Origin of the sequence: Rhodococcus erythropolis NBRC 15567, assembly GCF_001552595.1 — a bacterium.
GTDB classification, from domain to species: domain Bacteria; phylum Actinomycetota; class Actinomycetes; order Mycobacteriales; family Mycobacteriaceae; genus Rhodococcus_F; species Rhodococcus_F erythropolis.
Window position 1 is genome coordinate 172,069 of the sequence record NZ_BCRM01000002.1, and the last position, 14,693, is coordinate 186,761.

Below are 14,693 nucleotides of genomic sequence, written 5' to 3' on the forward strand. Positions count from 1 at the left end.
ACATGCGCCTCGCACTCGACATCGGTGGCACCAAGATGGCGGCCGGCGTCGTGTCCGAGGACGGCCGCGTTCCCGTGTTCGACAGTGTGCCGACGCCGCAGACCGACCCGTGGGGAGCGTGTGCGGCGCTGCTCGAACGAGTCGCAGACGGCCGCGACGTCGACGGTGTGGGCATCGCTTGCGCCGGGCCGGTGGACACCGTCGCCGGCGTCGTCGCCCCCATCAACATCACCGAGTGGGCACAGGGATTCGAGCTGGTAGCGGGCGTCCGCAGCGTCTTTCCCGATGCCGGAACCGCCCTCGCCATGGACGGAGCCGCAGCGGCATTGGCGGAGTTCCACCACGGCGCCGGACGCGAAACCCCGGACCTCCTGAGCCTGGTCGTCTCGACGGGAATCGGCGGAGGAATCGTTCTCGGCGGTGAGATTGCTCGGGGTCGCACGGGGAACGCCGGTCACATCGGCCACCTCGTCGTTCCAGGATCTTCCGAACCGTGCAGCTGCGGGGGCGTCGGCTGCCTCGAGACGGTGGCCAGTGGACCGTCCGCGGTGCGATGGGCTCGTAGCCAGGGCTGGTCGGGAAACACCGGCCGTGAACTAGCCGAGGGTGCACGCAGCGGCGACGCGATCGCCGTGGACGCGCTTCACCGCGCAGGCACGGCGCTCGGTGGTGCCATCGCCTCGGCGGCTGCCCTCCTGGACGTGGACCTCGCGGTGATCGGTGGCGGTTTCGCCCAGTCGGGTGCACCGCTGTGGGAACCGATGCTCGACGCGGCTGCCCGACATGCCCGTTTGTCGTTCATCGCCGGGCTCCGGATCGTTCCCGCCGAGCTGGGTGGCGCCGGAACTCTGACCGGTGCGGGCTTGCTCGCGCTCACCGCCGTTATCTGACACGCGTTCTTCCCCGATAAATCCGCAGGGAGTCCCACTAAACGGGTGCCACCTGTTCCCAATTTCTGTAACGTGTTTTAGTGTTCTGACTCACACCGTTACGGGCATTGCACGTGACGCCTACGGGAAGGAGGTGACCGTGAGCCCAGACGCTTCCTCATCTGACGTTGCCTCGACTGCTTCTTCGACCGATGAAACCGAGCATCACGCCCAGGTCGCCCGACCGAGCGATTCCCTCCGCGACACCGAAGACCTCCGTGAGCGCCTGGAACGGTGGATGGCCGGCAAGGTGCCGAGCGGATCCACTGTGACCGTCGCCGACGTCACCTTGCCCGCAGCCAACGGCATGTCCAGCGAAACCATCCTCTTCGACGCCACCTGGGACGGCGATCATCATCCCTTGGTCGCTCGGGTGGCACCGACGGAATCGACCATGCCGGTGTTTCCGACCTACGACCTCGAATCCCAGTTCCGCACCATGGCTCAGGTGCGCGAGCACTCGGCGGTGCCCGTACCCGCGGTGTACTGGTCAGAATCCGACCCGGACGCGCTGGGTGCGCCGTTCTTCGTGATGGAACGAATCTCCGGCGACGTGCCGCCAGACGTCATGCCGTACAACTTCGGATCGTGGGTCACCGAAGCGTCCCCCGACCAGCGAAAAACCCTCCAGCGCAGCTCGGTCGACGTCCTGGCTCAATTGCACGCCATCGACAAGCCGTGCGAGCGTTTCGACTTCCTCCGACTCCCGAATTCGGGAACGACTGCACGAGACGCATTCACGGCGCACATCGCCGAGCAGCGCGCGTACTACGAGTGGGTGGTCTCCGACGGCATCAGATCACCGCTCATCGAACGTGCCCTCGACTGGATCGAGGAGAACAATCCCGCGGACGATTCTCCGGCGGTGCTCTGTTGGGGCGACTCGCGCATCGGCAACGTCATGTACCAGGACTTCGCGCCGGTAGCCGTACTCGACTGGGAAATGGCAACTCTCGGCCCGCGAGAGATGGATCTGGGCTGGATGGCATTCCTGCACAGGTTCTTCGAGGACATCGCCGGGTTGGCGAACCTACCCGGCCTTCCCGACTTCCTTCGACTGCCGGATCTCGCGCACACCTACGCCGAGATCACCGGCCACACCCCACACGATCTGGAGTTCTACGTTACCTATGCCGCACTGCGTCAGGCGGTCATCATGTGGCGAATCCAGGCCCGCGCCATAGCTTTCGGCCAGTCGCAGCGACCCGAAGACCCCGACGACATGATCATGCACCGCGCTTCGCTCGCCGCGATGCTCGACGGTACCTACTGGGAGAGGTTGGCCTGACATGCTCTCACCGATGGACGACTATCCCGTTCACCAGATCGCCGAACCGATCCGTCACGTAGCCACCTCGGATCGAAACTTCTACGACCGCTACTACTTCAATTGCTACCCCACCGAATCCCCCGACGTGTTCCTCATCGTCGGACTCGGCCAGTACCCCAACCTCGGCGTCATGGACGCATTCGCTGTCCTTCGCCGCGGTGACGACCACATCGTTGCTCGCATGTCGAAGGCGCTGGGTGCCGACCGTACCGACACCACCGTCGGACCTCTGCGCATCGAAGTGCTCGAAGGGCTGCAGAAGCTCCGCGTCGTACTCGAACCGGGCAGCGAATACGATCTCTCCTTCGACATCACCTTCGATGCCACCATCCCCGCGGCGCTCGAGCCCAAGCACTTTCGCCGTCAACTCGAACGAGTCACGTTCGACACCTCACGCTTCCTGCAGACCGGCACGTGGACCGGATCGCTCACCGTCGACGGGGAGGACTTCGCGATCGACCCGAAGACGTGGCGAGGTAATCGCGACCGCTCGTGGGGTGTGCGTCCGGTCGGTGAAGCCGAACCGCAAGGCAGACGCGCCGTCGACGGAATCCAGAACTTCTTCTGGATCTACGCGGTCATGCAGTTCGACGAGTTCACGATCTCGGTGATCATGCAGGAAGACGAGCAGGGCAGGCGCATCGTCGAAGAAGCCATGCGAGTGTGGCCGGACGAAGCCAGGGACAACGAATGGCTCGGCCGACCCGAACACGAGCTGACGTTTTGCCCCGACACCCGCGACGTCACCGGAGCGACCATCACCTTCCACCGGCCAGGCGGTGAAGTCCTCACCGTCACCTGCGAACTGTTGCTGGCCAACTACATCGGAATCGGCACCGGCTACGGGCTCGAACAGGACTGGCGTCACGGAATGTGGCAGGGCGAACTCGTCGTACAAGGGCTCCGCCACAAGGTCCACGAGATCGAACCGTTCCAACGCATGTTCTCCCCCGTCGACAACCTCGCGTCCTTCACGCTCACCGAAGGCACGAACACCAACACCGGCACCGGTCTTTTCGAGGTAGCCGCCATCGGACCGCACGAGAAATACGGATTCACCAGTTTCACCGACACCGCACAGGCAGACGACGCGTATGCCCTCGCGGCGACCGACAACACCGAGGAATGAATTGATGACTGACTACGACAAGCTCTACATCGGTGGAGCATGGGTGGCCCCGGCCACCGACCAGGTACTCGAAGTGTTCTCTCCCGCAACGGAGGAGCGTGTCGGCAGCTGTCCCATCGCAGCACCGGCAGACATCGACGCGGCCGTGTCCGCAGCCCGCGCGGCGTTCGAGGGACCGTGGTCACGCACCACCCCCGCCGAGCGCGGCGCGATCCTCGCCAAGGCCGCCAAGCTGATCGAAGAGCGCAGCGCGGAAATCAACCAGCTCATCTCCAACGAGATGGGCCAGCCGCCCGCCATGGTCGGCATGATGCAGCAGACCCCGTCGATGGCGACGCTGGGCTACTACGCCGAGCTGGCCGACAAGTTCGCGTGGGAAGAGAAGCGCACCGGTGCGTTCGGGCAGACCAAGGTGACCCGTGAGCCCGTCGGCGTCGTCGCCGCCGTGCTGGCCTGGAACGTCCCGCTGTTCCTGGCGATCAACAAGCTGGCCCCCGCGCTGCTCGCCGGCTGCACCGTACTGCTCAAGCCCGCACCCGAATCCCCTCTCTCCGTCCACGTGATCGCCGAGATCTTCACCGAGGCAGGCGTTCCCGAAGGCGTCATCTCCGTGCTCCCCGGCGGAGCCGAGACCGGCGAATACCTGGTCTCTCATGCGGGCATCGACAAGATCACGTTCACCGGATCCAGCGCCGTCGGCCGCAAGATCGGTGCCATCGCCGCGCAGAACCTCAAGCGCTGCTCCCTCGAACTGGGTGGCAAGTCCGCCGCGATCATCCTCGAGGACGCCGACATCGCCGCCGGAATGCCGATGCTCGTCATGTCCGGCCTGATGAACACCGGCCAGGCCTGTGTCGCTCAGACCCGAATCCTCGCTCCCCGTTCGCGTTACGACGAGGTCATCGAGGGAATGAAGACCGCGGCAGGCTTCATGACCGTCGGCGATCCGTCCGATCCCGCAGCACAACTCGGCCCGCTGATCTCCGAGAAGCAGCGCGAGCGCGTCGAGGGCTATATCGCCAAGGGCAAGGAAGAAGGCGCGCGCGTCGTACTCGGTGGTGGACGTCCCGCCGGCCTGGACAAGGGCTGGTACGTCGAGCCGACGATCTTCGCCGACGTGGACAACTCGATGACCATCGCACGCGAGGAGATCTTCGGACCCGTCCTCTCGGTGATCCCGTACGACTCCGAGGACGAGGCCATCAAGATCGCCAACGATTCGGATTACGGCCTCGCCGGATCGGTGTGGACCACCGACATCGATCACGGACTCGAAGTTGCCGCGCAGATCCGCACTGGTACCTACGCGATCAACTGGTACGCCTTCGATCCCGGATCACCGTTCGGTGGTTACAAGAACTCCGGTATCGGGCGCGAGAACGGACCTGAGGGCCTCGAAGCCTTCTGCGAGACCAAGTCCGTACTCATGCCGCCCGGCTACGTGGGCTGACCCACCCGGGAGTTGGCACCCTTTGCTGACAGTTGGCACCCGTTCCGACCTGCCGGAACGGGTGCCAGCCCCATGAAGTGGGTGCCAACTCCCAGCGAATCCACAGATCCACCCGGTACCGTCGAAAACGAATCAGTCATCTCACAAAGGACATTCATATGCTCACCAACGCCATCAACGCTTTCCTCGCACTCTGGGGCAGCGCCTCCGTCGGCAGCAGTGGATACCAGATCCCGCCGGGAACCCTTCCCTTCGGCTCCTGAGACAGGACAACAGAACCCGCTGAGCGCACTTCGCGCTCAGCGGGTTCTCTGTTTCACGACGAGTTCTTGGCAGACGCGATCATCGATCTCGCCTGCCGCACGACGGCTTCCGTTCGCACTCGAAGTTCCTCGGGTGAATCCGACTCCAGCACAACCCGATGCACCTGGCTGTCCACGGCAGTCACAGTCAGCCGCGACGTCAAAAACGCATCGTCCGCACTGAAACCGCGGCTCTGCAAGTACTCCGAAAAACCAAGTACCAGTTGCCGATTCATTCCTTCGACCTGCTCGATGAGCTCACGCGTACGCGGAACCTGATCGTAGAGCAGGTGAAAGAACTCTCGCGGCTTACTGTTCACTTCGACCGCGCACTCCACCAACATCCGGACGGCCTCGTCCAGGGAGAGTTCGCGCTCGACGATGTCGGAAAGGCAGAGCGCAAAACTCTCCCGCGCAGCACTCACGTGACGGTTCGCCAACTCCGAGAGGATCTCGTACTTGTCGCCGAAATACTGGTAGAGCGAGCCCACCGACACCCCTGCTTCGTCAGCGATCCGGTTGGTGGTCGCTGCCATGCCCTCCGACGCGAAAACGCGAGTAGCTGCCTCCAGGATCGCGTCGTAGGTAGCCCTCGAGCGCTGCTGGGAGGGCCTTTTCCGCCGAGTCGACACGGTCCTCCGATGCGAGTTGTCAGCCGCGACGCCGATACCGAGAATTGTGTAGGTGACCAGCGCCGATTACTCGAAGTTTATGCCCGACCGGTACACCGACCACATGCCGGCGCCGACCCCGACGTGGTGGGAGTGGAACGGCAACACCGTCCACGTCGCACGGGCGGTGGTTCCAGACGCGCCGGTTCGTGTTCTCGGCATCCACGGCGCCGGCGGCTACTCGGGCGCGTTGTGGCCGTTCGCCGGGATCGGCGTGAAACTCGGAGCCGAAGTCCTCTTCCCCGATCTTCCGCTGTACGGCGACACCGTCGTAGCCGATCCCGCCGGCGTCCGGTACGAGCAGTGGGTCGATCTCCTCTGCGATCTCGTCCGGGCCGAGAAGGCAGCCGACGATCGGCCGCTGGTGTTGTTGGGCGCCAGCATCGGCGGTCTGCTGGCCTACGAGGTAGCCGCGCGGACCGGTCTGGCCGACGCCGTCGTCGCCACCTGTCTGCTCGATCCCTCGCATCCGTCGGCCAGAGCTGCCGCGGCGCGGTTCGGCCCGATGGGTGTCTACGGCGCTCCCCTGATGCGCCGCACCGAACGACTGGTGGGCCGTATCCGCGTGCCCATCCGTTGGGTCGCCGACGTCGCGAACATGAGCAGCAACCGTGAACTCGCGACGCTGTGCGCAACCGATCCGCGCGGTGGCGGTGTTCGGGTGCCACTCGGATTCCTCAGCAGCTACTTCTCGTTCGAGCACACCGCACCCGAAGCATTTCGGACGACGCCCGTTCTGCTCACCCACCCGGCCGACGACCGATGGACGCCACCCGAACTGAGCCTGCAGTTCCTCCGCCGCATCAACGCACACACCGAATTCGTGATGCTGGACGGGTGCGGGCACTTTCCCGTCGAAGAGCCGGGCCTGACGCAGTTCCACGACGCCGTCGACACACTGCTGCGCTCCGTCGCCGAGCGTCACCGCACGAAACCGTCGCCACCCGCCTAGCCTGAAGTTCGTGAGCATCGAACCCAAGGCCGAGCCGACGGGAAACGGCGACGAGAGCACCACGACAGTCGTACTGGCGTTTGCGGCTAACGCGCTGATCGCCGGGGCCAAGACGGCGGCCGCCATCGTCACCGGATCTGCATCGATGGTCGCCGAGGCCACCCACTCCTGGGCCGATACCGGCAACGAAGTGCTGCTGCTGATCGCGAACCGCCGCTCGAAAAGGGTTCCCGACCGAGACCAGCCACTCGGGTACGGCCGGGAGGCCTACATCTGGTCGATGTTCGCCGCCCTCGGACTCTTCGCGCTCGGCGCAGGTGTGTCGATCACCCACGGCATCCAGGAACTGTTCCATTCCGAACCGGCCACCGACTTCGGTGTCGCCTACGCAGTCCTCGGCGTCTCGTTCATCCTCGAAGGCATCTCGTTCCGGCAGGCGTACAAGCAACTCCGAACCGAAGCATCCGCCGTGAACCGCGACGTCATGGCCCAGGCGCTCAACACGTCCGACCCGACGACCCGGGCCGTGTTCGCCGAAGATGCTGCGGCACTGATCGGTTTGGTCATCGCATTCGTCGGCGTCCTACTGCACCAGATCACCGGTTCACCGATCCCCGACGCCCTCGGCTCCATCTTCGTCGGCATACTTCTCGGAGTCATCGCGATCATCCTGATCGATCGCAACCGCCGATTCCTGGTCGGCGAAGAGGCCTCACCGACGCTGCGGGCAGCAGCCGTCGAAGCTCTCACCCAACTGCCCGAGATCAACCGAATCACGTTCCTGCGCATGGAATACCTCGGTCCGCGGCAGGTGTACCTGGTGGCCAGCGTCGACCTGGTCGGCGACTACGCGGAATCCCGAGTGGCCCACACGTTGCGCGAACTCGAACGCTCACTCGAGCAGAGTCCACGCGTCGTGCGAGCGATCCTGACCCTCTCGACGCCCGAAGAACCGTCGATCGCAGTCTGAACTTCCGGCCGGGCGATAGGCTCGTTCGATGCGCGCACTGATCGTAATTCTGGCGGTTCTGGGATTTGTCGTCGGGGGAATTCCCCTGGTAGGCAGTCTGATCGACGTGATGACCAGTCCTGACGAGACCATCGTCTATCAGGGTTCCTACGTACCACTGCGCGGCGTACAGATGGCTCGGGACTACGAGTCGTCGTTGAACATCGCTTTCGACGCCCGATCGGACAATCCACGCTGGCTCGTCCTGGCCTGCTATCCCCTGATCGGAGCAGCACTGGGCGCTGCGACGGCCGTCGTACTGGGACGTCGCGGGTGGCACCTGACGCGAGCCTGAACAGACGCCGATGGCCACCCGCCGTCTACACGAGGGTGGCCATCGAAGAAGGAGTGCTTCAGATGTACATCGCAGGATCGATGTAACTGTTCGGGTCCACCAGTTTTTCCTTGGTGGTCCGTGGCCGCGCCACCGCCGGGATACCTGTCGCGATGGATTCGGCCGGAACATCTCTGGTGACAACGGCATTGGCGCCGATAGCGCTACCTTCACCGATGACGACAGGTCCGAGGATCTTGGCACCAGCGCCGACGGTGACCCGGTCTCCCAGCGTAGGGTGACGCTTGACCTGCTCGAGCGAGCGACCACCCAGGGTGACGCCGTGATAGAGCATCACGTCGTTACCGACCTCGGCCGTCTCCCCGATCACGACGCCCATGCCGTGGTCGATGAAGAACCGTCGACCGATGGTGGCACCGGGGTGAATCTCGATGCCGGTAACGAAGCGTGTCAGCTGCGAGAGCACTCGCGCCGGGCCGCGTAGTGCAGGGACGACCCACATGCGATGCGCAACCCGATGCGCCCAAATGGCATGCAGCCCTGAATAAACGAGCGCGTTCTCCACATTGCTGCGCGCGGCAGGATCCTGACCGCGCGCAGCCTGCAGGTCCTCGCGAATTGTCCCGAGGATACTCACAAGTCTCAGTCCCGGATGTGTTCGAACAGCGGGGTGGAGATGTAACGCTCGCCGAAGTCACACACGACAGCCACGATCAGCTTGCCGGCGTTTTCCGGACGCTTCGCCAACTCGAGTGCGGCCCAGACGATGGCACCGGACGAGATGCCGCCCAGGATGCCTTCCTGGGTGCCGAGTGCGCGAGCGACCTCGATGGAATCGGGGAACGAGACGTCGATGATCTCGTCGTAGATCTCGCGATCGAGGACGTCGGGCACGAAGTTCGCGCCGATTCCCTGGATCTTGTGGGGACCGGGCTGGCCACCGTTGAGGATCGGCGAGTCGATGGGCTCGACGCCCACGATCTTGACCTCGGGCTTGTACTTGCGAAGGGTGCGTCCGACGCCGGTGATGGTGCCGCCGGTGCCGATGCCGGACACGAAGATGTCGACGGCGCCGTCGGTGTCGGCCCAGACCTCTTCGCCCGTCGTTGCCTCGTGGATGGCCGGGTTGGCAGGGTTGGCGAACTGGCTGGCCGAGACAGCGTTCTCGGTCTGCTCGACGATTTCCTTGGCCTTGGCGACTGCACCGGCCATGCCCTCGGAGCCCGGGGTCAGCACGATCTCGGCGCCGTAAGCACGCAGCATCACGCGACGCTCGGTGGACATGGTCTCGGGCATGGTCAGGATGACCTTGTAGCCGCGAGCAGCACCGACCATGGCGAGTGCGATACCGGTGTTACCACTGGTGCCCTCGACGATGGTTCCGCCGGGCTTGAGTGCACCGGACTTCTCGGCGGCGTCGATGATTGCCACGCCGATCCGGTCCTTGACGCTGTTGGCCGGGTTGTAGAACTCGAGCTTGACGGCGACCTGTGCGTCCAGGCCCTCGGTCAGACGGTTGAGCCGCACGATCGGGGTGCGCCCGACCAATTCGGTCACGTTGTTGTAGATCCCGCTCATATCTGGTCCTCCTGAGGATCGAGTGTGTCGACCCGCTCGCTGATCACTGCTTTACGGCTGAACTGCTTTACGGCTGAACTGCATAACGGCTACAGGCAAGGGCATACAGACGACCGATGCCGCATCGGTTCATCAAATTGAACCAATGCGGCATCAGGCCACTACATACGGGGGCGGTTTATCAGGCCAACCGCTGCTTCAGAGCTTCGAACTCGTCACGAATGCCGGTCGGCAGTTTCTCGCCGACGAAGTCGAACCACTCTTCGATGAGCGGGATCTCGGCCTTCCACTCGTCGATGTTGACCGCGAGGGCCTCGGTGATGTCGGCGTCCGACACGTCCAGGCCTTCGATGTCGAGTGCCGATCCGGTGGGAACGACGCCGATCGGGGTGTCGATGCCGGCAGCCTTGTGCTCGATGCGCTCGACGATCCACTTCAGGACGCGAGAGTTCTCGCCGAAGCCTGGCCACAGGAAGCGTCCGTCGTCGCCACGGCGGAACCAGTTGACGTAGAAGACCTTGGGGAGCTTGGACGCGTCCGCGGACTTGCCGAGGTCGATCCAGTGCTGGAAGTAGTCACCGACGTTGTAGCCGAGGAACGGCAGCATAGCCATCGGATCACGGCGAACCGTACCGACCTGGCCTTCGGCTGCTGCGGTCTGCTCGGAGCCGACCGTTGCACCCATGAAGACGCCGTGCTGCCAGTCGCGAGCTTCGGTGACCAGCGGAACCGTCGTCTTGCGGCGTCCACCGAAGAGGATTGCCGAGATCGGCACGCCCTTCGGGTCGTCCCACTCGGGAGCCATGATCGGGCACTGCGACATCGGGGTGCAGTAACGCGAGTTGGGATGAGCCGCATGGGTGCCCGACTCGGGCGTCCACTCGTTGCCCTTCCAGTCGATCAGGTGCTGCGGGTCGCCTTCGAGGCCTTCCCACCAGACGTCACCGTCGTCGGTCAGAGCGACGTTGGTGAAGACCGTGTTGCCCTGGTCGATGGTGCGCATGGCGTTGGGGTTCGACGACCAGTTGGTGCCGGGAGCCACGCCGAAGAAACCGAATTCCGGGTTGACGGCGTAGAGCTGTCCGTCCTCACCGAAACGCATCCAGGCAATGTCGTCGCCGAGGGTCTCGGCGCGCCATCCGGGGATGGTCGGCTGGATCATCGCGAGGTTGGTCTTGCCACAAGCGGAGGGGAATGCCGCCGCGATGTAGTAGGCCTTGTCCTCGGGCGAGATGAGCTTGAGGATGAGCATGTGCTCGGCCAGCCAGCCCTCGTCGTGCGCCATTGCCGAAGCGATACGCAGCGAGTAGCACTTCTTGCCCAGGAGAGCGTTTCCGCCGTAGCCGGAACCGAAGCTCCAGATCTCACGATCCTCGGGGAAGTGAGTGATGTACTTGGTGTCGTTGCACGGCCACGCGACATCTTCCTGGCCATCGGCCAGCGGAGCGCCGAGGGAGTGCAGCGCCTTGACGAAGAATCCGTCGGTGCCGAGCTTGTCGAGAACCTTGCTGCCCATGCGGGTCATGACGCGCATGGAGACGACGACGTACTCGGAATCGGTGAGCTCGACGCCCAGCTTCGGATCCTCGGCGTCGAGGGGGCCCATGCAGAACGGCACGACGTACATGGTGCGTCCACGCATGCAACCGCGGTACAGGTCACCCATGAGGGTGCGCATCTCCGCCGGGTCCATCCAGTTGTTGGTGGGACCTGCGTCGATTTCTTCCTTCGAGCAGATGTACGTACGCGATTCGACTCGCGCGACATCGGACGGATCGGAGTTGCCGAGGAAAGAGTTCGGCTTCTTCTCGTCGTTGAGGCGGGTGAAGGTTCCTGCCTCGACCAACTTCGTTGTCAGTCGGTCCCATTCTTCGTCCGAGCCGTCTGCGAAGACGACGCGATCAGGCTGGGTGAGTTCGGCAACCTCTTGCACCCATGCAAGCAGTTCCTTGTGCTGCGTGGGGGGCGTGCCGTCAGTTCCATTGAGACCGGGAATGGTCGCTGAGGTCATCAAACTCTCCTGGGGTGAGCCGGAACCGGGTTCTCGTGACACCGGATGCGAACTGCAGCGCCCCGATACCAGTCGATCCCGGTGTCCCCCTCTCGACGGGGTCCAGCCGCGTCATCCACTCACGTGGATTTCACGGACGCCGGGTGTCCTATGTATTGAGGTTAACGCTGGCTGTTCACCTGCAGGTAATCGGGTGCGGTCAGAAATGTCACAGAAACGATTCAGTTGGTGTGTTCAGGTGCCTACCCGGCGCTCAGAGCACATAAACGGAACCTTTTCAGAGCGCTCCGGCATCGATTTTCTGCCACACGAGGGCGCCTTCGTCGTCTCGACTGCATTCCCAGGCCGAGTAGTCGCCGTCCGACTCGATCATCGTGAGGCGATCGGCGCTACCGTCGCGATCGAAATCGGACACGATCACGACGGCGTCGTCGGAGTGGACGACACGGCTGTCGACCGTTCCGTCACCGTCCAAGTCGAAGGCGTCGAAGTTCAGGTCGCCGGCATCGACCGGTCCCGACGAGGGCCCGAAGGTCTCGGGCTCGATACGCCCAGGATCGAGCGCTTCGGCTTCGTGCCCGTCGATGTGTCCGGCCGTGATCAGAAATGCGTCCATTACTCCCCCTACTGGATGTTGACCTACTGCTTCGGCAACCCCTACCGAAACCGTCCGCTCAGTATTACCAGACCCCGACGATCAGTCGTGGCCGAAATTGCGGCGCTGTGGAGAACTCTGCACTCGCGGAATGTCAGTAGGCGGCGTTCAAAACGGCGAGGTCGCGCTCGCACGACGCCAGTTGCCCTGACCTGGCCGCGGCAAGCTCACGAAGTTCACCGTCGATCTCCACGATTCGGGCCTGCGCCGACGCCACCTGCTCGCGGCTCTCCGCCATGATCGCCGCTCCCAGATCCGCCTCGGCCTCGAGCAGAACACTCTGGACTCGCTGCTCCCACTGTGCGCGAACCGTCGACATCGATTCGACGATCCACGACCTGGAGTAGGCACGATCCGCCGTCAGCCCGCGAGTTCGCGCCAACCACCAGGCCGCGGCGCCACCCAGAACCAACGTCACGGGGATACTCGCGAACTCCAGGGCCGGAATCATCTCCAGCGGAGTCACCGCGATACGGCCGAGGCCGAGGCCCGCGGACGCGCCGACAAGAATTGTCACCCGGTCCTCGTTTCCGCGCTGACGGCCCGGCGGGCCCTCCGGAATCCGTGGGGAAGGCATGTACCCGGTCGTGCCCGCCACTTCCACCGCTGCCGCCGTCGCGGCATCGAACACCCGGGTGTGATGGTCGACCTCGTGCTGCAGTCGCGTCGGCACGCTGCCCAATTCGGCTCGCGAGGCCGCATCGACCCAGGCACGTGCACCGGCGACCGTCGCCCGCGTTGCCTCGGCGATTTGTTGTGACAGATCCCCGCGCGCTCGTTGCAGTCGGCTTCGCACCTGCACCAGGCGTTCGCCTCTCCGGCCGTCGCGGTCTGCAAGCAGCTGTGATCGCTCGGCCCGCAGTTCGGCACCAGGAACGCTGTCACGCAGATTCCGGATCTCTATCTCGATCATCCGGCGCGTCTGCGCGATGACACCGGAATCCGAACCGCCTGCTTCCCTCTCCCGTGCCGCCCCGCTCACGACCGCAACGAGCGACTGCTCTTGACCAGGCGCAATCGGGACCACCGGGGCCTGAGCAAAAGCGGTGCAGTGCGAAGCAAGAATCTCGGCATCACGCCGGCGCACCGCCTGCCAGTCTCGGTAGACGTCGATGCGGGTCAGCGCGACCACCACCGGGATTCCGCTCTCGGCAGCGTCGTCGAGAAGAAGAAGGTCCTCGCGTCCGATCACACTGGCGGCGTCGACGACCAGAAGTACGACGTCGGCGTCCACCTCGCGTGTCACTGTCGAACAGTCATCAGAAGCATTGAACATCCGGGCGACGTCTTCCCGTCCACACCTTGACGGTCCGACGACGTAAATGCGAGTGCCACTGGATGTTTCGGCGGCAACCTGGCGACCCGGATCGGATGCCGGATTCCACCGCTGCACCACGCGCAGCACCGAATCCGGAAGTACCGAAACGCTATCCATCGGCCACCGCCGGAGCGGAGCGATCGCCCCCGAGCTGCGCCCACCGACGCACATACCCGCGACGAATCAGTGAGACCCTTTGTTGCGGAGCCTGTTCCGACTCGTCCACGAGCTCGCCCCACCACCGGCTGCATGTGCCCGCGTCGTCGGCGGTACGAGGATCGGGAGGCTCGCCTTGACGCAGGGCTCGAATTTCGGGGCTCATCATCGCCGCCGCGGCGCCGAACAACACCGCGGAGTCCGAACTCAGATACAACTCGATCTCGTCCCTGCCCGCAGCGCTGCGCGAGGCAGACCGCCTCAGCGCCGGGCCGATCTGCTCGACCCGGCCCCACCACTGCGCCTCCAGAACAGGTCCGAGAGCCGCGAACAATTCTTCGACGCCGCGCCCGGTCAGTGTCTCCACCGGAACCGTGGGCGCGCCGACGGTCTCCGAGATCTCCGCGGCCCGTCCCAGCGCCTCGTCCCAGCGCGGACCGAACAAGTCAGCCTTGTTCGCAGCGACGACCACACGATCGGAAACTCGGGCAATGGCTCGGCCGTCGACGTCGCGGACCGCGTCGACCACCACGTAGACAACGCAACGACGACCCAGATCGGGGTTCGGCGTTCCAGGGACGTCGAACGCGCGTGACTCGGTCACCACAACCGGTGCGCCGACGACTCTGTGCGAGAACCGGTCGTCGCGCCCCAGGATCCGCGCCAACGACGACCGCCCCACCCCGGCTCGCCCGGCGACCACCAATTCGAGCGGCGCGCTCAGCGATCCGAGCACCGAGTGAACCGCCTCTGCGGCTCCCGAATCGATCGACGTCAGCCGATATGCCAGAGCGCGCAAGTGGTCGATCGGCTCCGCGCAGGCGTCGTCGATCGATTCTGCGGGCAACATTCGTGACCAATTACTGCATGCAAATCCTGTGTTCATCCCCACCCCACGTCCCCATCGT

At 64.3% G+C, this 14,693-nt stretch carries 14 protein-coding genes; 7 read left to right on the forward strand and 7 right to left on the reverse strand.

Annotated elements, in window-relative coordinates:
• Positions 1-2 precede the first annotated feature (2 nt).
• From RE4_RS07395 to RE4_RS07410, 4 genes are all read left to right on the forward strand, one after another.
• Complete coding sequence (locus RE4_RS07395; RefSeq protein ID WP_060938340.1) at positions 3-890, forward strand: ROK family protein; 888 nt, start codon at positions 3-5, stop codon at positions 888-890.
• A 139-nt stretch (positions 891-1,029) separates the two neighbouring features.
• Positions 1,030-2,217: a phosphotransferase family protein gene (locus tag RE4_RS07400; protein WP_060938369.1), complete on the forward strand. Its 1,188-nt coding sequence runs from the start codon at positions 1,030-1,032 to the stop codon at positions 2,215-2,217.
• A 1-nt stretch (position 2,218) separates the two neighbouring features.
• Entirely contained in the window at positions 2,219-3,388 is a 1,170-nt protein-coding gene (locus tag RE4_RS07405) for an Rv3169 family protein (protein ID WP_047889136.1), read from the forward strand.
• Positions 3,389-3,392: 4 nt separating this feature from the next.
• Positions 3,393-4,838 carry an aldehyde dehydrogenase gene (locus RE4_RS07410; protein WP_003945530.1) on the forward strand — a complete coding sequence of 482 codons (1,446 nt, stop codon included), beginning with the start codon at positions 3,393-3,395 and terminating at the stop codon, positions 4,836-4,838.
• A gap of 316 nt (positions 4,839-5,154) precedes the next feature.
• Here RE4_RS07410 and RE4_RS07415 read toward each other — a convergent pair whose 3' ends face one another.
• Positions 5,155-5,676 carry a TetR/AcrR family transcriptional regulator gene (locus RE4_RS07415; RefSeq protein WP_060938341.1) on the reverse strand — a complete coding sequence of 174 codons (522 nt, stop codon included), beginning with the start codon at positions 5,674-5,676 and terminating at the stop codon, positions 5,155-5,157.
• Positions 5,677-5,824: 148 nt separating this feature from the next.
• Here RE4_RS07415 and RE4_RS07420 point away from each other — a divergent pair, with 148 nt between their 5' ends.
• From RE4_RS07420 to RE4_RS07430, 3 genes are read left to right on the forward strand one after another with little or no spacing between them, the layout of a single operon-like run.
• Positions 5,825-6,763 carry an alpha/beta hydrolase gene (locus tag RE4_RS07420; protein WP_081098321.1) on the forward strand — a complete coding sequence of 313 codons (939 nt, stop codon included), beginning with the start codon at positions 5,825-5,827 and terminating at the stop codon, positions 6,761-6,763.
• Between the two features lie 10 nt (positions 6,764-6,773).
• Positions 6,774-7,733: a cation diffusion facilitator family transporter gene (locus RE4_RS07425; RefSeq protein ID WP_019747118.1), complete on the forward strand. Its 960-nt coding sequence runs from the start codon at positions 6,774-6,776 to the stop codon at positions 7,731-7,733.
• A 28-nt stretch (positions 7,734-7,761) separates the two neighbouring features.
• On the forward strand, positions 7,762-8,067 hold the full coding sequence (locus RE4_RS07430; RefSeq protein ID WP_020968582.1) for a hypothetical protein: 306 nt from the start codon (positions 7,762-7,764) through the stop codon (positions 8,065-8,067).
• A gap of 58 nt (positions 8,068-8,125) precedes the next feature.
• On the opposite strand, the gene epsC is transcribed toward RE4_RS07430, so the two are convergent.
• The 6 genes from epsC to RE4_RS07460 all read right to left on the reverse strand — a co-directional run bounded on the left by epsC (position 8,126) and on the right by RE4_RS07460 (position 14,635).
• Entirely contained in the window at positions 8,126-8,704 is a 579-nt protein-coding gene (gene epsC, locus RE4_RS07435; protein ID WP_019747116.1) for a serine O-acetyltransferase EpsC, read from the reverse strand.
• A gap of 5 nt (positions 8,705-8,709) precedes the next feature.
• A complete protein-coding gene (cysK, locus tag RE4_RS07440; protein WP_019747115.1) occupies positions 8,710-9,645 on the reverse strand; it encodes a cysteine synthase A in 936 nt (311 codons plus the stop codon).
• Positions 9,646-9,826: 181 nt separating this feature from the next.
• Positions 9,827-11,656, reverse strand: a complete 1,830-nt coding sequence (locus tag RE4_RS07445) for a phosphoenolpyruvate carboxykinase (GTP) (protein WP_029254577.1) — start codon at positions 11,654-11,656, stop codon at positions 9,827-9,829.
• A 277-nt stretch (positions 11,657-11,933) separates the two neighbouring features.
• Positions 11,934-12,272: a DUF6802 family protein gene (locus RE4_RS07450; protein ID WP_042950922.1), complete on the reverse strand. Its 339-nt coding sequence runs from the start codon at positions 12,270-12,272 to the stop codon at positions 11,934-11,936.
• A gap of 133 nt (positions 12,273-12,405) precedes the next feature.
• On the reverse strand, positions 12,406-13,746 hold the full coding sequence (locus tag RE4_RS07455) for a hypothetical protein (protein WP_238077073.1): 1,341 nt from the start codon (positions 13,744-13,746) through the stop codon (positions 12,406-12,408).
• Positions 13,739-14,635 carry a GTPase domain-containing protein gene (locus RE4_RS07460; RefSeq protein WP_060938343.1) on the reverse strand — a complete coding sequence of 299 codons (897 nt, stop codon included), beginning with the start codon at positions 14,633-14,635 and terminating at the stop codon, positions 13,739-13,741. The genes RE4_RS07455 and RE4_RS07460 overlap by 8 nt, the downstream gene beginning before the upstream one ends.
• Positions 14,636-14,693: the final 58 nt, after the last annotated feature.

Bases quoted from the DNA above. Each gene is read 5' to 3' on its own strand.
- RE4_RS07395 (WP_060938340.1), top strand. From the start codon at position 3: ATGCGCCTCGCACTCGACATCGGTGGCACCAAGATGGCGGCCGGCGTC.
- RE4_RS07405 (WP_047889136.1), top strand. From the start codon at position 2,219: ATGCTCTCACCGATGGACGACTATCCCGTTCACCAGATCGCCGAACCG.
- RE4_RS07445 (WP_029254577.1), bottom strand. From the start codon at position 11,656: ATGACCTCAGCGACCATTCCCGGTCTCAATGGAACTGACGGCACGCCC.
- RE4_RS07430 (WP_020968582.1), top strand. From the start codon at position 7,762: ATGCGCGCACTGATCGTAATTCTGGCGGTTCTGGGATTTGTCGTCGGG.
- RE4_RS07455 (WP_238077073.1), bottom strand. From the start codon at position 13,746: ATGGATAGCGTTTCGGTACTTCCGGATTCGGTGCTGCGCGTGGTGCAG.
- cysK (WP_019747115.1), bottom strand. From the start codon at position 9,645: ATGAGCGGGATCTACAACAACGTGACCGAATTGGTCGGGCGCACCCCG.
- RE4_RS07415 (WP_060938341.1), bottom strand. From the start codon at position 5,676: ATGGCAGCGACCACCAACCGGATCGCTGACGAAGCAGGGGTGTCGGTG.
- RE4_RS07460 (WP_060938343.1), bottom strand. From the start codon at position 14,635: ATGTTGCCCGCAGAATCGATCGACGACGCCTGCGCGGAGCCGATCGAC.
- RE4_RS07410 (WP_003945530.1), top strand. From the start codon at position 3,393: ATGACTGACTACGACAAGCTCTACATCGGTGGAGCATGGGTGGCCCCG.
- RE4_RS07450 (WP_042950922.1), bottom strand. From the start codon at position 12,272: ATGGACGCATTTCTGATCACGGCCGGACACATCGACGGGCACGAAGCC.